Source organism: Streptomyces sp. NPDC017529 (genome assembly GCF_044329785.1).
Taxonomy (GTDB): Bacteria; Actinomycetota; Actinomycetes; order Streptomycetales; family Streptomycetaceae; genus Streptomyces.
In genome coordinates this window covers 212786-232065 of sequence record NZ_JBIRJY010000006.1, presented here as the reverse complement: position 1 = coordinate 232065, position 19280 = coordinate 212786, and the positions used below count along the sequence as shown (strand labels likewise).

Genomic DNA, 19280 nt, shown 5'->3' with positions numbered 1-19280 from the left:
GGACTGTTGGTGGTTAGCGATTTGCCCCCCCCCTTACACATCTTATATTTTCGATTTTTGTTTGTGGGGAAAACCCCAACCCGTGGCCCGACCCCCCCCGGGGGGGGGGGCCGTCCTAGGGGGTCCCCGCGGGCGGGCGGGGGGCCCCCGGGCCGGCCGGCGCGCCGCGGGTCCTGGGCGGCGCGCCGGTCCCTGGCGTAGCGGCGGCGGGTGCTCCACCCGGCCGCGGCGAGCGGCGGCTGCCGCCCGTCCCGGCGGGCCGCCGCCAGGCCGGCGGTGTAGGCGTCGTACGCTTGCGGGCTGGTGAACCACGGCGCCGGGTCCTCGCCGAAGAACAGCGCCCGCTTGGCGACGACGTAGCCGAACTCCTCCGGCGTCAGGTAGCCCAGCTTCTGCGAGAACGGTCCGTGCTCGCGGTACGCGTCCAGCAGCAGCCAGCCCGCGCCCAGGTAGGCGGTGGCGGTGTCGGTGAGGATCTCGTTGTCCCGGGTGCCGGGGAAGGACAGGTCCAGGCGGTGCAGGTAGACGTGCATCACCTCGTGGGCGAGGGCCGCCCCGATGTCCTTGCGGTGGCTCTTGAAGCGCGTGTTCAGCTCGACGAAGTACTCGGGGCCCGCAGTCAGTTCGACGTGCGCCGCGTGCTGCATGTCGCGGAAGGCGACGATCATCCGCGCGTCGGGGAGCCGCAGGTGCCGCACCATGGCGCGGGCGACCCGCTGGGTGCCCGCGTACAGCTCCTCCGCGTCGGAGAGGGCCACGTCGGCGGGGAGCACGCTGGTGTCGAAGGTCCGCACGGTGTCGTACGACAGGCGCTTGTAGAGCGCGGTGACGGCCGCGCGAACCGTGTCCAGATGCGGGTAGCCGTGCACGACGTCGCCGCCGGCCCGCCCCGCGCTTCCCGTCGCCACCCGTCCACTGTACGGCTCGTAGGGGAACGTCCGGTATGGGCCGTACACGCCGTGGGTAGAACAGGAGTTGGCCGGATGTACACCCTTGCCACTGTGATCGCTCGCTCCACATAATCCAAGGGCGCTTTGCGGGCTCACCCCCCACTGGGTCCGGACGCCTCACGGCGTGCTGCCGGCTTCCTCCGCACGATTTCCGGCGGTCCCTTCCGGTTCTCGCGTTGGCATGGGCCTGACATCTGCGTGCAACCCCCCACGAAAGGAAGCCCGTTGAGCTACCTGAAGCACCTCAAGAGAGTCACCGCGGCCGGCGCCGTCGCCCTGGCGGCCTTCAGCCTCGCCCCCACCGCCGCCACCGCGGCCGCTCCCGGCCCGCAGCCGGGCCCCGTACAGACCAAGATCGTCGGCGGTACCAAGGCGAGCGAGGGCGAATTCCCGTTCATGGTCCGGCTGTCGATGGGCTGCGGCGGCGCCCTCTACGCCAAGGACGTCGTCCTGACCGCCGCGCACTGCGTGGACGGCAGCGGCCCCAACACCTCCATCACCGCCACCGCCGGCGTGGTCGACCTCCAGGACTCCAAGGCGGTCAGCGTCAAGTCCACCGAGGTCCTCCAGGCCCCCGGCTACAACGGCAAGGGCAAGGACTGGGCGCTGATCAAGCTCGCCAAGCCCATCGACCTGCCGACCCTGAAGATCGCCACGGACGACAAGCTCACCAACGGCGACTTCGACATAGCCGGCTGGGGCGCCGACAAGGAAGGCGGCGACCAGCAGCGCTACCTCCTGAAGGCCAAGGTGCCCTTCGTCGACGACGCCACCTGCAAGAAGGCCTACGGCGACCAGCTCACCCCCGGCGAGGAGATCTGCGCCGGCAAGCTGGACACCGGCGGCACCGACACCTGCCAGGGCGACTCCGGCGGCCCGATGTTCCGCAAGGACGACGCGGGCCAGTGGCTCCAGGTCGGCATCGTCAGCTGGGGCGAGGGCTGCGCCCGGCCCGGCAAGCCCGGCGTCTACACCGAGGTGAGCACGTTCGCCGCGGACATCAAGAAGGCGGCCGACGGCCTGGCCGGCTGACCCGCCCCGCACCGGCGAGCGCACCGCGCCCCGACGCCGTACGGCACCGGGGCGCGGTGCGCTCGCGTGCGGCCCCGGCCGCGGCCGTCCGGCGCCGGGTCCCGGCCCGCCGGTACGGCCCGTCCAACCCGTCCGTTAGTCCAACACCTGCACCGCCTTTGTCCATGGGCCCGCCCGCCACGCACCCAGCACGCTGTCCCGCGACAAGCAGTGCCGGCGCGGAGGACGGAGAGCGCACGTGAACGGACCGACAGACGCGGCGGGGCCGGCAGGCGCGGAACACGGGCCCAGCCGCAGGGACATCGTCGTCAGCACCGCGCTCGCCGGGCTCGCCACCGCCCTCCCGCTCGGCACCGGCAGCGCGTACGCCGCGGGCCCGCACACCACGGGCGGCGAGACCGTGCTGCGGTCCGGCGCCCTGGACGTACGCGTCGACACCGCCTTCCCGCGCATCGTCTCCTACACCGACCGGGGCACCGGCGCCGTCCTGTACGGCCAGGAGGACCCGGTCACCCAGGTCCTCGTCGACGGCACCGCCCGCACCCCCCGGGTCACCTCCCGCCCGGCCGCCGACCGCATCGCCTACACCCTCGCCTTCGACGGCGGCACCGAGATCGACGCCGAGATCACCGTCCGCGGCCGGCACGTGGACTGGCGCGTCACCAGGATCGCCGACACCCCCGCCCGGCGCGTCGGCACCCTCCAGATCCCCGGCCTCGCCTTCCTGTCGGTGCGCAGCGACCAGCCGGGCGCCGCCCTCCTCGCGGCCCGCATCGACCTGGACAAGACCAGGAGCGGCGACACCCTCGTCCGGATCGGCCCCACGACCCCCGTGGACGCCGCGCCCCTCGGCTGCGCCTACGCGGTCGCCGCCACCGGCCGGCTGGCCGCGGCCATCGAGACCAACACCGTGTACGACCGGCCCACCGGGGCCACCACCTGGGAGAACGGGCGGCTGTGGCGGCAGACCGTACACAGCGCGGGCCACCGCAGCGCCCGGCTCGGCTGCGGCCAGTGGACCCACCGCGCGGCCACCGCGCCCCTGGACGCCACCGAGCCCCTGCCGTACGCCACCGTCGTCCTCACCCGCGACCGCAACGGCGACGGCACCGCCGACTGGCAGGACGCCGCCATCGCGCTGCGCGACATCATGGTCAGCCCGCCCGGCGCGGACGAACAGCACCTGCGCGTCGTCGCGCACATCCCGTTCAACTTCGCCAGCCAGGCCACCAACCCCTTCCTGGCCACCCTCGACAACGTCAAGCGGATCGCGCTGGCGACCGACGGACTGCGGCAGTTCACCCTCCTGAAGGGCTACCAGTCCGAGGGCCACGACTCCGCGCACCCCGACTACGGCGGCAACTACAACGAACGCGCCGGCGGCCTCGCCGACCTCAACACCCTGCTGCGCGCCGGGAAGAAGTGGCACAGCGACTTCGCCGTACACGTCAACGCCACCGAGTCCTACCCCGTGGCGCACGCCTTCTCCGAGACCCTCGTCGACGAGAACGACGAACAGTGGGACTGGCTCGACCAGTCCTACCGCATCGACGCCCGCCGCGACCTGGTCTCCGGCGACATCGCCCGCCGCTTCCGGCAGCTGCGCGAGGAGACCGACCCCGCCTTGGACACCCTCTACGTCGACGTCTTCCGCGAATCCGGCTGGAACTCCGACCGCCTCCAGCGCCACCTGCGCGAACAGGGCTGGCAGGTGACCACCGAATGGGGCCACGGCCTGGAACGCGCCGCCCTGTGGTCGCACTGGGCCAACGAGACCGACTACGGCGGCGACTCCTCGCGCGGCATCAACTCCCGGCTCGTCCGCTTCGTACGCAACCACCAGAAGGACGTGTTCGCCGACAAGTGGCCGACGCTGCTGGGCGGCGCCCGGATGGGCAACTTCGAGGGCTGGGTCGGCAAGACCGACTGGCACGCCTTCTACAAGATCATCTGGGTGGACGCGCTGCCCGCCAAGTACCTCCAGGCGTATCCGATCCGCACCTGGCGCGAGCACGAGATCACCTTCGAGGGACCGGCCGCCACCACCGTCTCGGACACCGGCGGCACCCGCCGGATCACCACCGACGGACGCCTGGTGTACGACGGCGGCACCTACCTGCTGCCCTGGGAACCGCGTCGCGCCACCGACCCCGGGAAGCTCTACCACTACAACCCCGGCGGCGGCACGACCACCTGGACGCTGCCGCGCGGCTGGTCCGGCACCCGGAGCGTGTACCTCTACCGGCTCACCGACCAGGGCAGGAGCCGCCCGCGGCGGCTGGCCGTGCGCGGCGGCAAGGTCGGCATCGCGGCCGAGGCCGGGCAGCCGTACGTCGTCTACCGCCGTCCCGCTCCGGCCCAGGGCGGTCCCGGCTGGGGCGAGGGCACTCCGCTCGCCGACCCCGGCTTCCACTCCGGCACCCTCGACTCCTGGCAGGTCAGCGGACCCGCCCAGGTCCAGCCGAGCGCGCTGGGCGACTACGAACTGGTCGTCGGCGCGGGCGGCGCGGCAGCCGTCGGCCAGCGGCTCACCCGGCTCGCCCCCGGCACGTACGCGGCCTCCGTACAAGTCGAGGTGGGCGCGCGGCCGGGGGAGCGGCGCCGGGCCGCACTGGAGGTACGCACCGGCGACGGCGTCACGGCCGCCAACTGGACCGAGACCTCCACCGCCGAGAACTTCGTCGCCGCCGACCGCAAGCACGGCACCCGCTTCCAGCGGATGTTCACCCGCTTCACCGTCCCCGAGGGCGGCGGCCCGGTCACCCTCACCCTCAGAACGGCGGCCGGCACCCCGCGCGTCCGCTTCGACAACGTACGGGTCGTGCCGGCGGTTCCGGCGCACCGCCCCGGCACCGTCGCCTACGAGGACTTCGAACACGTACCGCAGGGCTGGGGCCCCTTCGTCAAGGGCGACGCGGGCCGGGTCACCGACCCGCGCACGCACATCGCGCAGCGGCACGCGCCCTTCACCCAGCGCGGCTGGCACGGCAAGGCGGTCGACGACGTCATCGACGGCGGCCAGTCCCTGAAGTCCCGCGGCGAGAACGCCGGACTGGTCTACCGCACGGTGCCGCACACCGTGCGCTTCACCGCCGGGCGCCGCTACCGGGTCACCTTCCGGTACGAGAACGAGAAGGCCGGGCAGTACGCCTGGGTCACGGCCGTCGACGAGCCCGCCGCCCGCGAACTGAGCCGCACCCCGCTGCCCGTCGCCACGCGGCCCGCCACCCACACCTACGAGTTCACCGCCCCGGACGGCGGCGAGGCGTGGGTGGGACTGCGGAAGACGGGCGGCGACGGGAAGGCGGAGTTCGTCCTGGACGCGTTCGAGGTGCGGGAAATCTGAGAGACACCGGCCCTGACGCGTCAGGGCACCAGACCGGGCGCCCCTGCCCCTTCCCCCGCAAAGGCCGGGGCGCCCTCCAGCTCCAGCAGGAGCAGCTCGTTGACGCCGGCCCGCAGCACCGGGCCGGGGACGAACAGCGTGCGCTGCGGGCCCGCCGACCAGTAACGGCCCAGGCAGAAACCGTTCACCCAGGCGAAGCCGCGAGTCCAGCCGGGGAGTTCCAGCACGGCGTCACCGGGGGAGGGGGTGGGCAGCGCGGCCCGGTACAGACCCGGCAGGCCCGGAGCGCCGACCGCCCTGAAAGGCACCCGCCGCACCGCCGCCGCGTCCTCCAGGGCGTCGAGCCGCAGCCCGCGCGCCCGTACGCCGTGCAGGTACTGCCGCTCGTGCAGCACCCCGCCCGTGATGCCCTTCGGCTCTCCGAGCCGCGGCCCGTAGTTGACCCGGCCCAGCGACTCCACCCACAGCTCCACAGTGGCGGGCCCGGCCACCGCCGCGCCGATCTCCGCCTCCTCGGCGTCCAGCACGGGCCCGCGCACCCCGTCCACGTACGTCACCGCCCGGTCGCGCAGACCCGTCACCCGCAGCGGATACGGCGCGCGCGGCCCGGGCACCTCCAGCCGGTAGCGGACCACGCCCCGGTCCACGTCCATTTCCTCGAACGTCGGCGGGACACCCGAGGTGACCTCCGGGCCGCCGAGCACCTCCAGGACGTCCGCGAGCGGCGCCCACGCGCCGGGCACCGCCCGCACGGGCGCGGCGAGCGCCGGCGGCGGCTCGGGCACCCCGGGCAGCGGGCCCGGCGCGTACGCCGCCAGCACCTCGCGGAAGCGCCGGAACTTCTCCGTGGGGCGCCCGCGTTCGTCGACCGGCGCGTCGTAGTCGTACGACGTCACGGTCGGCTCCAAGGCGCCGTCGTGCAGCTCGCCGGAACGATTCGCCCCCGCCCAGCCGCCGAAGCTGGTGCCCCCGTGCGCCATATAGACATTGACCGACGCGCCGCACCCCAGGATCTCCCGCAGCGCGTCCGCCGCGTCCTCCGAGGGGCGCTCCACCGGCGCGTCACCCCAGTGCGAGAACCAGCCGCACCAGAACTCCATGCACATCAGCGGGCCGTCCGGCCGATGGCGGCGCAGCGCCGCGAACGCCTCCCCGGCCCCCGAACCGAAGTTGACGGTGGCCAGGACACCGGGCAACGAACCACCGGTGAGCATGTGGTCCTCCGGCCCGTCCGACGTGAACAGCGGCACCGTCACGCCGAGGCCGCGCAGCAGACCCGCCATGTACGCCAGGTACTCCCGGTCGCTGCCGTACGACCCGTACTCGTTCTCCGCCTGCACCATCACCACCGGGCCGCCACGGTCGTACTGCCGCGCCACCACCTGCGGCAGCAGCCGCCCGAACCACGCGTCCACCGCCCGCAGGTACTCCGGGTCCCGCGTACGCACGCGCCACCCCAGCGGGCCGGTCAGCCAGTGCGGCAGCCCTCCGTTCTCCCACTCGGCGCAGATGTACGGACCCGGCCTGACCAGCGCGAGCAGCCCCGCCGCCCGCGCCGCGTCCAGAAAGCGGCCCAGCGCCTCCGGATCACGGAAGACGCCCGGCCGCGGCTCGTGCAGGTTCCAGGGCACATACGTCTCCACGCAGTTCAGGCCCATCGCGCGCAGCATCGCGAGCCGGTGCCCCCAGTGGCCCTCGTGCACCCGGAAGTAGTGCAGGGCCCCCGACAGCAGCCGCACCGGCCGCCCGTCCCGCTCGAAGTCCCGCGCGCCCACCACGAACTCGACCACGCCGCCCGTCCCGTCCGTCCGCCTCGCCTCCCGCTCACCCTCACCCCTGGCGGCACGCGGGTCCATGGACAAAGATCGGCACTGATTGGACGGAACAGGCCGCGGCGGACGCCGGAAGCACGGGAGGAGCCCGCATGTACCACACCTGGATGCGGTACTTCACGCCCAGCCCGGTCCACCACCGCCTCGGCCTGGTGTGCCTCGGCGTCGGCCTCCAGCACGGCACCCTGCCCCCCGTCGGCCCGCGCGTCCTCGACCACCACGTCGCCGTCGTCGTCAGCGCCGGCCGCGGCTGGACCACCCGCACCGACGGCACCCGCGAGCCGGTCACCGCGCCCGCCCTCCTGTGGCTCGTGCCCGGCGTCCCCCACCACTACGGCGCCGACCCGGACACCGGCTGGGACGAGAGCTTCGTCGACTTCACAGGACCGGCCACCGCCACCTACACCGAACTCGGCTACATCGAACCCGACCGCCCCCTCGTCCCCCTCGCCGACCCGGCGGCGGCCCGCACCGCCATCACCCGCATCGCCCGCGCCGCCCGCCGCGGCAACCCCCTCCTGGAGGTCGAGACCGCCGCCGCCGTCCACGAACTCCTCGTCGCGCTGCGCCGCGCCCGCGCCGACACCGACGCGGACGGCGACCCCGTACTCCAGGCCCTGGCCCGCGACGCGTTCCTGCCGCTGTCCGTCGCCGAACACGCCGCCCGCCACGGCATGACCCCCGCCGCCCTGCGCACCGCCGTACGCCGCGGCGCCGGCTGCAGCCCCAAGGACTACCTCCTGGGCATCCGCCTCGGTCGCGCCAAGGAACTGCTCGCCGCCACCGAACTCCCCGTCGCCGCCGTCGCCCGCCGCGTCGGCTACACCGACCCCGCCTACTTCAGCCGCCTGTTCACCCGCCGCGTCGGCACCGCGCCCGTCCGGTTCCGCGCCCGCCAGGGACGCAGCGTCCCCGGCGGCTGGTCCACCCGCGTCCCCGACCCCGACGACCCGCCGGTGATCGGCGGTGCGGACGGCTGAACCGGCGCCGGCCGCCGGCCGCGGCGGGCGGGCACCGGGGCGCGCGAGGCACGGCCGGGGCGCGGCCCGGCCGGGAAAACCACGGGTCGAGTGCGCGGTGTCAGTGCCGTGCGGCAGCATGTGGACATGCCCGCACTGACGCGCGACGAGGCGCAGACCCGAGCCCGACTCCTCGACGTCCACCGCTACGCGATCGACCTCGACCTCACCCACGGCCCCGCCCACTTCGTGTCCCGCACGGCCGTCCGCTTCAGCGCGCGCACCCCGGGCGACACCTTCGTCGAACTCAAACCGGCCGAGCTGCGCTCCGCCACCCTCGACGGCCGCCCCCTCGACCCGGCCACCCTCGACGGCAACCGCCTGCCGCTCACCGGCCTCACCGCCGGCGAGCACGAACTGCGCCTGGAAGCCGCCATGTCCTACTCCCGCACCGGCGAGGGCATGCACCGCTTCACCGACCCCGCCGACGGCGAGACCTACGTCTACACCCAGATGTTCCTGGACGACGTCCAGCGCGTCTTCGCCGCCTTCGACCAGCCCGACCTGAAAGCCGAATTCGGGCTGACCGTCACCGCGCCCCCCGGCTGGACCGTCCTCGGCAACGGCACCGCCACCCGCGACGACGACACCGAAGGCCGCTGGACCCTCGCCCCCACCCCGCCCATCAGCACCTACCTCGTCGCCGTCGCCGCCGGCCCCTGGCACACCGTGCGCACCGAACACGCCGGCCTGCCCTTCGGCATCCACTGCCGCCGCTCCCTGGGCCCCCACCTGGACGCCGACGCCGAAGAGATCCTCGACATCACCCGCCGCTGCTACGACCGCTACCACGCCCTCTTCGAAGAGCCCTACCCCTTCGACTCCTACGACCAGGCGTTCGTCCCCGAGTTCAACATGGGCGCCATGGAGAACCCCGGCCTGGTCACCCTCCGCGACGACTTCGTCTTCCGCTCCGCCGTCACCGACACCGAACGCCAGTCCCGCGGCATGGTCATCGCCCACGAGATGGCCCACATGTGGTTCGGCGACCTCGTCACCCTCGCGTGGTGGGACGACATCTGGCTCAACGAGTCCTTCGCCGAGTACATGGGCTACCAGGTCCTGTCCGAGGCGACGCACTTCACCGACACCTGGACCGACTTCGGCATCGCCCGCAAGAGCTGGGGCTACGACGCCGACCAGCGCCCCTCCACCCACCCCGTCGCCCCCGCCCCCGAGGACGTGCCCGACACCGCCTCCGCCCTCCTCAACTTCGACGGCATCTCCTACGCCAAGGGCGCCTCGGCCCTGCGCCAGCTCGTCGCCTGGATGGGCGAGAAGGACTTCCTCGCCGGCATCAACGACCACATCACCCGCCACCGCTTCGGCAACGCCACCCTCGCCGACTTCGTCGCCTCCCTCGCCCGGGCCACCGACCGCGACGTGCCCGCCTGGGCCGCGAGCTGGCTGCGCACCACCGGCGTCGACACCCTCGTGCCCGTCGTCGGCACCGGCGCCGACGGCGGCTGGACGCTGCGCGTCGACCGGGACGGCAGCCGGCCCCACCACCTCACCGCCGGGCTGTACGACCGCGACCCCACCGACCCCGCCCGCCTCGTCGCCCGCGACCGCCTCGCCTGGGACATCCCCGCACCGGCCGCTGCGGGCGATGACGCCGCGACGGCCGCCACGACCGGGCCCGCCGCCGCGGGCGGCACCACCCCCCGCCGCCTGCACACCGCCCCCGGCCCCCGCCCCGCCCTCATCCTCCTCAACGACGGCGACCTCACCTACGCCAAGGTCCGCCTCGACCCCGCCTCCTGGGAAACCGCCCGCGACGCGCTCTCCGGCCTGCCCGACCCCCTCACCCGCGCCGTCGTGTGGAACGCCGCCCGCGACATGGTCCGCGACGGCGAGCTGCCCCCCACCGCCTACCTGGACGCCGCCCGCGCCCACCTCCCGTACGAAACCGACATCGCCATCGTCTCCGGCGCCCTCGCCTTCGCCCGCACCCAGATCGCCGACCGCTACCTCCCCGCAGCCGGCCGGCCCGCAGCGCTGAACACCCTCAGCGCGATCGCCCGCGACATCCTGCGCCGCACCGAAGGCTCCGAGAACGGCGACGGCCAGGGCCTGCGCCTCGCCGCCGTACGCACCTTCATCGACAGTGCCACCACCCCCGACGGCATACAGGACTGGCTCTCCGGCGGCAGCGTCCCCGGCGGCCCCGCCCTCGACCCCGAGCTGCGCTGGCGCATCCTCGGCCGCCTCGCCGTCCTCGGCGCCACCACCCCGGCCGCCATCGACGACGAGCTGGCCCGCGACCCCAGCGCCACCGGCCGCCAGGGCGCCGCCACCTGCCGCGCGGCCCTGCCCGACCCGGCCGGCAAACAGGCCGCCTGGGACGCCCTGTTCGCCACCGACGAGAGCACCGACCTCTCCAACTACCTCTTCAACGCCACCGCCGCCGGCTTCTGGGCCCCCGAGCAGCTCGACCTGGTGCGCCCCTACGCCGCCCGCTACTTCCCCGACGCCGTGGCCCTCGCCGCCCGCCGGGGCCCGGCCCTCGCCGAATCCGCTGGCCGGTTGGCCTTCCCCGCACCCCTCGTCGACACCGCCACCCTCCACCTGACCGAGGAGTGCCTGCGCACCGCCGACCCGGCCCCGGCCCTCCGCCGCAAACTCGCCGACCAGCTGGACGACCTCAGGAGGGCGCTGCGGGTACGCGGCGCGTAACGGCCCGGGCGTGCGGCCCGGCGGGGGAGAGGGCGGCCCGCCGGACCGTACGGCGGGCGCGCGGGGGCCCGGTGAAAGGTTTCGTCACCCGCCCCTGCCCCCGTCCCCGCCCCCGCAGGGGCGTCCACCCACGCCCCGTACGGACTGCATAGCAGGCAAACCGATCACAACCGCCCCGCCCTCCGTAGCGGTACCACTTTCGGGTTGAGCTCGCTCGGCTCGGCAGGCACGCCACCCGGCCCCGGCCAGGCTGGGGGTGTCCGCTGTCGCGCACGCACCCGAAGGACCGCCCATGAACACCCCGCCCCTCGCCGGCGGAGCCGCAGGCCCCGACGCCCTGCGACCGCTCCTCGGCACCGTCCTCGACGCGCTGCGCGACGGCGCGGAAGCCAGGGGCGGGCCGCTGCCCGCGGGCGGCCCCGGCCGCGTCGCCGCACGGCTGCGGGAGACCGCGGGACCGGTCCTGCCCGAAACCGGCTGCGGGCCCCACGAGGCACTGCGCGCCCTGGTACGCGCCATGGCCGCGGGCGCCGCCGACCCCGCGGACCCGCACTGCGCCGCCCACCTGCACTGCCCGCCACTGGCCCTCGCCGTAGCCGCCGACCTCGCCGCCGGCGCCCTCAACCCCTCGATGGACTCCTGGGACCAGGCCCCCGCCGCCTCCGCCCTCGAAGCCCGCACCGCACGCGAACTGGCCGCGCTCGTCTACCCGTACGGACCCGAAAGCCCCCGCCACCAGCGAGCACCCCACGGTGCCGACCCGCCGGGCCACCCTCGCGAGACCGGCACACCCGTCGTCCCCGGCCGTTCCCGCGAGACCGGCACTCCCGACGCCCTCGTCACCACCGGCGGCACCGAGGCCAACCAACTCGCCCTCCTCCTCGCCCGCGAGCACGCCCGCGCCCGCCACCTCGCACCCCTCCAGGTCGTCTGCGGCGCCAACGCCCACCACAGCGTCCACCGCGCCGCCTGGCTCCTCGGCCTCACCGAACCCCACACCCTCCCCACCCCCGACGGCACCCTCGACCCCCACACCCTCCACACGGCCCTCGCCGGCCTCCGCACCCCCGGCACACCCGCCGCTCCCGTCCTCGTCTGCGCCACCGCGGGCACCACCGACGCCGGCGCCATCGACCCGCTCCCCGCCCTCGCCGACGTGGCCGGCACCCACGGCGCCCGCCTGCACGTCGACGCCGCCTACGGCGGCCCGCTCCTGTTCAGCGACACCCACCGCCACCTCCTCGACGGCCTGCACCGCGCCCACACCGTCACCCTCGACCTGCACAAACTCGGCTGGCAGCCGGTCGCGGCCGGCCTCCTCGCCGTACCCGGCACGGCCTGCCTCGCCCCGCTCGCCCACCGCGCCGCCTACCTCAACGCCGACGACGACACCGAAGCCGGCCTCCCCGACCTCCTCGGCCGCTCCCTGCGCACCACCCGCCGCCCGGACATCCTCAAGATCGCCGTCACCCTCAAGGCTCTCGGCCGCACCGGCCTCGCCGACCTCGTGGACCGCACCCTCGCCGCCGCCCGCACCCTCGCCCGCCTCATCGACGACCACCCCGCCCACGAACTCCACTCCCACCCCACCCTCAGCACCGTTCTCTTCCGCCCCACCGGCGCCGACGACACCACCGTCGCCACCATCCGCCGCCGCCTCCTGCACAACGGCCGCGCCGTCCTCGGCCGCGCCACCACCCCCACCGGTCTCTGGCTCAAGGCCACCCTCCTCAACCCCTACACCACCACCGACGACCTCACCTCGCTGCTGAAACTCGTGGAAGGCCACACCCCTCGATGAGCACCCCCCACCCTGACGCCGTCACCCTCCAACTGCCCTCACCCCACGGCGCGGGCGACGACGTCCCCGCCCCGCCCCGCCCCACCTACGCCGGGCCACCCACCCCCGAGGCCGCCCCCGCCCGTCCCCCCACCAGCCCCGAAGAACCGCTGGACCTCGCCGGCATCGGCATCGGCCCCTTCAACCTCTCCCTCGCCGCCCTCGCCCACCCCCTCACCCACCTGCGCACCGCCTTCTACGACCAGCGCCCCGCCTTCCACTGGCACCCCGGCCTCCTCATCGACGGCACCACCCTGCAAGTCCCCTTCCTCGCCGACCTCGTCACCCTCGCCGACCCCGCCAGCCCCTGGACCTTCCTGAACTACCTCAAACACCGGGAACGCCTCTTCCCCTTCTACTTCGCCGAGCGCTTCCACATCCAGCGCGCCGAATACGACGCCTACTGCCGCTGGGTCAGCGAAAACCTCCCCGCCCTGCACTTCAGCCACCAGGTCGACGCCGTCCGCTGGAACACCGACCGCGCCGCCTTCGAAGTCGACTACACCCAGCTCGACGCCGACGGCGAAGCCGAGGCACTCGGCCGCGCCTACGCCCGCAACCTCGCCCTCGGCACCGGCACCGTCCCCCACGTACCCGAAGCACTCAAGCCCCTCGCCGACGCCCCCGCCGTCCCCGTCATCCACGCCGCCGACTACCTCGCCCACCGCGAACGCCTGCTGGCCGCCGAACACATCACCGTCATCGGCTCGGGCCAGTCCGGCGCCGAAGTCTTCCTCGACCTGCTGCGCGCCCGCCCGGCCGGCCGCGAACGCCTCCACTGGCTCGCCCGCACCCCCGCCTTCGCCCCCATGGAGTACAGCAAACTCGGCCTCGAACACTTCACCCCCGACTACACCCGCTACTTCCACGCCCTCCCCGAACCCGTACGCGACGAACTCCTCCCGGCCCAGTGGCAGCTCCACAAGGGCATCGACCACGACACCATCGCCGCCATCCACGACGAGCTCTACCGGCGCACCCTCCACGGCGGCTGGCCCGACGCCACCCTCACCCCCGGCGTCACCGTCCGCACCGCGGGACGCGTCGGCACCACCAAGGTCGAACTCCACCTCGAACACCCCCACCAGGCCACCCGCAGCCGCCTGACCACCGACGCCGTCGTCCTCGCCACCGGCTACCGAACCGGCCACACCGACACCCTCCTCGCCGCCCTCGACCCCTACCTCCAGCGCGACGCCGCCAACCGCCCCTGCGTCGACACCGAACAACGCCTCGTCCTCGACCCCTGCGTCACCGGCTCCGTCTACGTACAGAACGCCGAACACCACACCCACGGCGTCGGCACCCCCGACCTCGGCCTCGCCGCCTGGCGCAGCGCCACCATCCTCAACACCCTCACCGAACGCCCCGCCTACCCCTTGCCGTCCCGCACCGCCTTCACCACCTTCGGCCTGCGCCCCTCCCCACCCCCCAACCCCACCGGCACCCCCCGCCCCAACTCCACCCTCCTCCAGAGCCCCTGACCCGGCCGGCCCAGACCCCGCACCGCACGGAACCCTGGGCCCGAGGCCGCGTAGGATCCGGATCGAACACCAGAACCCGGCCCGCTCGACGCCGAACCGACTTCGATCCTGGAGACGCCATGGGCAGCGCCCTTCTCGTGATGGACGTCCAACAGGCCATCGTGGACATCGCCGACGACGGCTCCGGATACCTGCCACGCCTGCGCAGGGCGATCGACGGAGCCCGGGCGGCGGACATCCCCGTGATCTACGTGGTCATCGCGCTGCGCCCCGGCTACCCCGAAGTCGGCACGCGCAACAGGCCGCTCGCCGCCATCGCACAGGCCGGCCTCTTCGCAGAGGGCGCGCCGGGCACCGAGATCCACCCCGAGGTCGCGCCCCGGCAGGGCGACGTGGTGGTCACCAAGAGGCGGGCGAGCGCCTTCTCGGGCAGCGACCTCGACGTGGTGCTGCGGGCACGCGGGATCGACAGCCTCGTCCTCACCGGCATCGCCACCAGCGCTGTGGTGCTGTCCACCCTGTGCCAGGCGAACGACCTGGACTTCGGCCTCACCGTCCTCTCCGACGCCTGCCTGGACACCGACCCGGAGCTGCACCGGGCCCTCGTCGAGCGGCTGTTCCCGCAGTGGGCGGACGTCGTCACCGTCGACGACTGGGTCAAGGCGAACGCACCCCGGTAGCGGCAGGCCGAGCGGACGGCGACACGGAGGGCCGGCCCCACCGGCCCGCCCTGCTCCGCGGGCCGGCCGGTGGCGGAACGGACTCAGAACACCGGCACCCCGTCGCGCGTCAACCGCCAGCCCACCGAGGCGAACCGCGCACCGTCGATCTCCCCGGTCTCCTTCACCCACCCGATGATCACATTCCGGATCTCCTCGGACGTCGACCACACCTGCTGTGCCTTCGCCACGTGCGGGAAATTACCGCCGCCACCCGCCCGGTAGTTGTTCACCGCCAGCACGAACCGCGCGTCGTCCGCCACCGGCTTGCCCTCGAACGACAGCCTCCCGATCCGCTGCCCCGGCTCCCGCGCGATGTCGATCTCGTACGAGACGCCGCTCACCGCGTCGTAGTTGTAGTCCGGAATTCCCTCCGCATTCGTCAGCTTCGCCGGATCGACCGGGCCACCCGCAGGCGTCCGCACGTAATACCGGGCGGAGAACTCCAGGTACTCCCGCAACTGCTTCCCGGTCAGCACCCGCGCCTCCAGCGTATTGTCGAACGGATACAACGCGGCCATCGCCCGTATCGTCACCGCACCCGCCGGCACCGCCGCCGTACGCGAGAAACACGACGCCTGCGACAACACCGGCAGCTTCGCGAACTCCCCGCCGGCCAGCGCCTTCCGCACCGCCTCCGCCTGCACCTGCGCGATGAATCGCAGCACCGGCGTGTCCTTGTACGGAGCCTCCGCCGCCGTCATCTCCGCCTTCGACCGCCCGATGACCTGATTGACGTACGCCACCACCTTCCGCTGCTCCGTACGCAGCAGACGCGTGATCCGCGGGTCCTCCGGCACCGTATTGGAATTCAGCACCTTCGCCGACACCGACTCCACCGCCCAGCGCCCCCGCGACCGCACCACCTCGAAATCGAAGAGCGTCAGCCGCTGCCCCCACTTCAACGGCTCCGACAACACCACCTCACGGCCCGTCGCCCGGTTCACCACCCGCCGCTCCGGCACCTCCACGTGCGCGTGCCCCACCAGAATCGCGTCGATCCCCGGCACCCGCTCCGCCACCAGCGCCGCCGCGTTCTCCACGTACGGCAACTGATCCCCGTACGACGACGTGCCGCTCGTCCCCGAATGCGCGGACACGATCACCACGTCCGCGCCCATCGAGCGCAGCTTCGGCACCCACTTCGCCGCCTGCTCCTCCAGCCCCGGAAAGGCCAGCTTCCCCTGCACATGGGCCTTGTCCCAGATCGCGATACCCGGATTGGTCAGCCCCAGCACCGCCACCTTCACGTCCCGGCCGCACGGCGTACGCAACCGCGTCATCCAGTACGGCGGAAACGCCGGCCGCAACGACTTCGCATCCACCGCGTTCGCCCCCAGCAGCGGAAAATCACAGCTCTCCTCGAACTTCCGCAGCACCGGAAGCCCGTAATTGAACTCGTGATTGCCGAGCGCCGCGGCGTCGTACCCGATGGCGTTCATCGCCTTCGCCATCGGATGCACCGGCCCGTTCGGGCCCGTGACCGGATCCACCTTCGCGTAGTAATACGCCAGCTGCGTCCCCTGGATCGTGTCACCCGCGTCGATCAGCAGCGTATTGCCATCCCCCTTCTCTGCCCTGACCCGCCGCACCAGCGTCGAAATCTTCGCCAGTCCCACATCGTTGTGGTCCTTGTCGTCGAATTCCGCGTCCGTCGCGTAATCCCAGTTGAAGACGTTCCCGTGCAGGTCCGTGGTCCCCATGACCGTGAAGCAATAGCGCTGCGCCCGCCGCGCCCCGCCGCCGGGCACCTGCGCGGCCGCCGCCGACGGCCCCGCCGTACCGATGAGCGCGGCCCCCGCGCCCGTGGCGACCGAACTCCCCAGGAACTTCCTACGGTCGAGCGGCATGACATCTCCTTTGACGAAACACGGCAGCGGACGGCGGTGACGGCGACGGCGTCTGCGACGACGCCACACCGCGACATCCATGGACAACGCGCGTAGATTCTGACGCAGCAACCCCACCCGCAACAGCCCTCACAGGTTGCGATCAGATGACCGCCGCCCCGCCCGGCCACTCCCTGACAAACACCCCACCCCGTGCCAGGCTGCCCCCATGACCGACACCGACACCCGCCCCGGCGCCCTCCCGTACGGCACCCCCGACGCGCCCCGCCTCGCCGTACGCGGCGAGGCCCGCATCGAAGCCGACCCCGAGACCGCCCGCATCGACATCACCGTCGGCGCCCGCGGCGCCGACCGCAAAACCACCCTCAAAGACCTCACCCACCGCAACGACCAGGCCCTCGCCCTCATCAAGAGCTACGGCGACGCCGTCGAAAAACTCGACACCGGCGCCTTCTCCGTCGCCCCCGAAATGACCGCCAAGGGCCGCCACGAACGCGTCCGCGCCTACCACGGCCGCGTCCGCCTCACCGCCACCCTCACCGACTTCACCACCCTCGGCGAACTCACCACCCGCCTCGCCGCCCTCGAACTCACCCGCGTCGACGGCCCCTGGTGGGCCCTGCGCCCCGGCTCGCCCGCCCACCGCCAAGCCCGCGAACAAGCCGTACACGACGCGGTCCGGCGCGCCCGCGAATACGCCGAAGCCCTCGGCGCCCGCCTCGAAGCCGTCCTCGAACTCGCCGACATCGGCGCCGAGAACGCCGCGCCGCTCCCCGCCCCGGGCGGCATGTTCCGTTCCGTCTCCTACGGGGCGTCGGACACGGCCGAAAGCACCCCCGCCCTCGACCTGGAACCCGAACGCCAAGAGGTCTACGCACAAGTCAACGCCCGCTTCACCATGACCCGCCCCGCCCTGTGACCCGGCCCCTTCTCCCTCTCATCCGCTCATAGGAGCACCACCGCGCGCATTCAATCGTTTGTCAAGAGCCTTTCACGCAAAGGCCGTTGGGCAGTCACTTCCGCACACTGCCCTACCTATGAGTAGGTCGTAGGGTCGAACCATGCGCCGAGCAAAGATCGTCTGCACCCTGGGACCCGCCACCGACTCGTACGAGCAGATCAAGGCACTCGTCGAAGCCGGCATGGACATCGCCCGCTTCAACCTCAGCCACGGCACCTACGCCGACCACGAGGCGCGGTACGAGCGGGTACGCAAGGCATCCGAGGAGACCGGCCGCAGCGTCGGCGTCCTCGCCGACCTCCAAGGTCCGAAGATCCGCCTCGGCCGCTTCCGCGAAGGCCCGGTACTTCTCGAACGCGACGACACCTTCACCATCACCGTCGAACCCGGCGTCGAAGGCGACCGCCACCTCTGCGGCACCACCTACGAAGGACTCGCCGCCGACGTCACCCCCGGCGAACGCATCCTCGTCGACGACGGGAAAGTGACCCTCCAGGTCGCCGACGTCTCCGGCCCCGAGGTCCGCACCACCGTCGTCGAAGGCGGCATGGTCTCCGACCACAAGGGCCTCAACCTCCCCGGCGTCGCCGTCTCCGTCCCCGCCCTCTCCCAGAAGGACCGCGACGACCTCCGCTGGGCCCTGCGCACCGGCGCCGACATCATCGCCCTCTCCTTCGTCCGCAGCGGCGACGACATCGACGACGTCCACCGGATCATGCGCCAGGAGAACTGCTTCCGGCCCGTCATCGCCAAGGTCGAAAAGCCGCAGGCCGTCGACGCGATCGACGACATCGTCGCCGCCTTCGACGGCATCATGGTCGCCCGCGGCGACCTCGGCGTCGAAATGCCCTTGGAAACGGTCCCGATCGTCCAAAAGCGTGCCATCAAACTGGCCAAGCGCAATGCGAAGCCGGTCATCGTCGCCACTCAGATGCTCGACTCCATGATCGAGAACTCCCGGCCCACCCGCGCCGAAGCCTCCGACGTCGCCAACGCCGTCATCGACGGCACCGACGCCGTGATGCTCTCCGGCGAGACCAGCGTCGGCAAGTACCCCACCGAGACGGTACGCACCATGGCCCGCATCGTCGAAGCGGCCGAGGAAGACATCCTCACCAAGGGCCTGCCCCCGCTGACCGACCGCAACAAGCCCCGCACCCAAGGCGGCGCCGTCGCCCGCGCGGCCGCCGAAATGGGCGACTTCCTCGGCGCCAAGTTCCTCGTCGCCTTCACCCAGTCCGGCGACACCGTCCGCCGCCTGTCCCGCTACCGCTCACCCATCCCCCTCCTCGCCTTCACCCCCGAACCGGCCACCCGCTCCCAGCTCAACCTCACCTGGGGCGTGGAAACCTTCCTCGGCCCGAAGGTCGACTCCACCGACGAAATGGTCGCCCAAGTCGACGAGGAACTCCTGCGCATCGGCCGCTGCGACCGCGGCGACGTCGTCATCATCACCGCCGGCTCCCCACCCGGCGTCGCCGGCTCCACCAACCTCGTCCGCGTCCACCACATCGGCGAAGACGACTCCCGGTCCTGACCACCCATCAGCACTTCGGCCGACATGGGCGTCC

Annotated in this window: 12 protein-coding genes; 9 read left to right on the top strand and 3 right to left on the bottom strand. The window is 72.9% G+C overall.

Features of this window, described 5'->3' with window-relative positions; genetic code table 11:
• The coding region (locus tag ACH4K4_RS18015) for a hypothetical protein (protein ID WP_398168300.1) at positions 1–908 on the bottom strand (908 nt) is incomplete at its 3' end.
• 267 nt (positions 909–1175) lie between these two features.
• Here ACH4K4_RS18015 and ACH4K4_RS18010 point away from each other — a divergent pair.
• A complete protein-coding gene (locus ACH4K4_RS18010; RefSeq protein WP_398168298.1) occupies positions 1176–1982 on the top strand; it encodes a S1 family peptidase in 807 nt (268 codons plus the stop codon).
• A 238-nt stretch (positions 1983–2220) separates the two neighbouring features.
• Complete coding sequence (locus ACH4K4_RS18005) at positions 2221–5328, top strand: endo-alpha-N-acetylgalactosaminidase family protein (RefSeq protein ID WP_398168297.1); 3108 nt, start codon at positions 2221–2223, stop codon at positions 5326–5328.
• A 20-nt stretch (positions 5329–5348) separates the two neighbouring features.
• On the opposite strand, the gene ACH4K4_RS18000 is transcribed toward ACH4K4_RS18005, so the two are convergent.
• Positions 5349–7118, bottom strand: a complete 1770-nt coding sequence (locus ACH4K4_RS18000) for a beta-galactosidase family protein (protein WP_398168697.1) — start codon at positions 7116–7118, stop codon at positions 5349–5351.
• A 134-nt stretch (positions 7119–7252) separates the two neighbouring features.
• Between ACH4K4_RS18000 and ACH4K4_RS17995 the strand changes: the two genes are divergently transcribed.
• The 5 genes from ACH4K4_RS17995 to ACH4K4_RS17975 all read left to right on the top strand — a co-directional run bounded on the left by ACH4K4_RS17995 (position 7253) and on the right by ACH4K4_RS17975 (position 14859).
• Entirely contained in the window at positions 7253–8140 is an 888-nt protein-coding gene (locus tag ACH4K4_RS17995; RefSeq protein WP_398168295.1) for a helix-turn-helix domain-containing protein, read from the top strand.
• Between the two features lie 126 nt (positions 8141–8266).
• Entirely contained in the window at positions 8267–10855 is a 2589-nt protein-coding gene (gene pepN / locus ACH4K4_RS17990; protein WP_398168293.1) for an aminopeptidase N, read from the top strand.
• 292 nt (positions 10856–11147) lie between these two features.
• Positions 11148–12656, top strand: coding sequence for a pyridoxal phosphate-dependent decarboxylase family protein (locus tag ACH4K4_RS17985; protein ID WP_398168292.1), 1509 nt, complete (start codon positions 11148–11150; stop codon positions 12654–12656).
• Positions 12653–14179 carry a lysine N(6)-hydroxylase/L-ornithine N(5)-oxygenase family protein gene (locus ACH4K4_RS17980; protein ID WP_398168290.1) on the top strand — a complete coding sequence of 509 codons (1527 nt, stop codon included), beginning with the start codon at positions 12653–12655 and terminating at the stop codon, positions 14177–14179. Before ACH4K4_RS17985 ends, ACH4K4_RS17980 begins: the two co-directional genes overlap by 4 nt.
• A gap of 119 nt (positions 14180–14298) precedes the next feature.
• Complete coding sequence (locus ACH4K4_RS17975; RefSeq protein ID WP_398168289.1) at positions 14299–14859, top strand: cysteine hydrolase family protein; 561 nt, start codon at positions 14299–14301, stop codon at positions 14857–14859.
• Positions 14860–14942: 83 nt separating this feature from the next.
• On the opposite strand, the gene ACH4K4_RS17970 is transcribed toward ACH4K4_RS17975, so the two are convergent.
• Entirely contained in the window at positions 14943–16748 is a 1806-nt protein-coding gene (locus ACH4K4_RS17970; protein ID WP_398168695.1) for a bifunctional metallophosphatase/5'-nucleotidase, read from the bottom strand.
• A gap of 208 nt (positions 16749–16956) precedes the next feature.
• Between ACH4K4_RS17970 and ACH4K4_RS17965 the strand changes: the two genes are divergently transcribed.
• Both ACH4K4_RS17965 and pyk read left to right on the top strand, forming a co-directional pair.
• Positions 16957–17667, top strand: a complete 711-nt coding sequence (locus ACH4K4_RS17965; protein WP_398168287.1) for an SIMPL domain-containing protein — start codon at positions 16957–16959, stop codon at positions 17665–17667.
• A gap of 142 nt (positions 17668–17809) precedes the next feature.
• Positions 17810–19246: a pyruvate kinase gene (pyk, locus tag ACH4K4_RS17960; protein ID WP_398168286.1), complete on the top strand. Its 1437-nt coding sequence runs from the start codon at positions 17810–17812 to the stop codon at positions 19244–19246.
• The last annotated feature ends 34 nt before the right edge of the window (positions 19247–19280 follow it).

Bases quoted from the DNA above. Each gene is read 5' to 3' on its own strand.
- ACH4K4_RS17995 (WP_398168295.1), top strand. From the start codon at position 7,253: ATGTACCACACCTGGATGCGGTACTTCACGCCCAGCCCGGTCCACCAC.
- pepN (WP_398168293.1), top strand. From the start codon at position 8,267: ATGCCCGCACTGACGCGCGACGAGGCGCAGACCCGAGCCCGACTCCTC.
- ACH4K4_RS17985 (WP_398168292.1), top strand. From the start codon at position 11,148: ATGAACACCCCGCCCCTCGCCGGCGGAGCCGCAGGCCCCGACGCCCTG.
- ACH4K4_RS17980 (WP_398168290.1), top strand. From the start codon at position 12,653: ATGAGCACCCCCCACCCTGACGCCGTCACCCTCCAACTGCCCTCACCC.
- ACH4K4_RS17975 (WP_398168289.1), top strand. From the start codon at position 14,299: ATGGGCAGCGCCCTTCTCGTGATGGACGTCCAACAGGCCATCGTGGAC.
- ACH4K4_RS17970 (WP_398168695.1), bottom strand. From the start codon at position 16,748: ATGCCGCTCGACCGTAGGAAGTTCCTGGGGAGTTCGGTCGCCACGGGC.
- ACH4K4_RS17965 (WP_398168287.1), top strand. From the start codon at position 16,957: ATGACCGACACCGACACCCGCCCCGGCGCCCTCCCGTACGGCACCCCC.
- pyk (WP_398168286.1), top strand. From the start codon at position 17,810: ATGCGCCGAGCAAAGATCGTCTGCACCCTGGGACCCGCCACCGACTCG.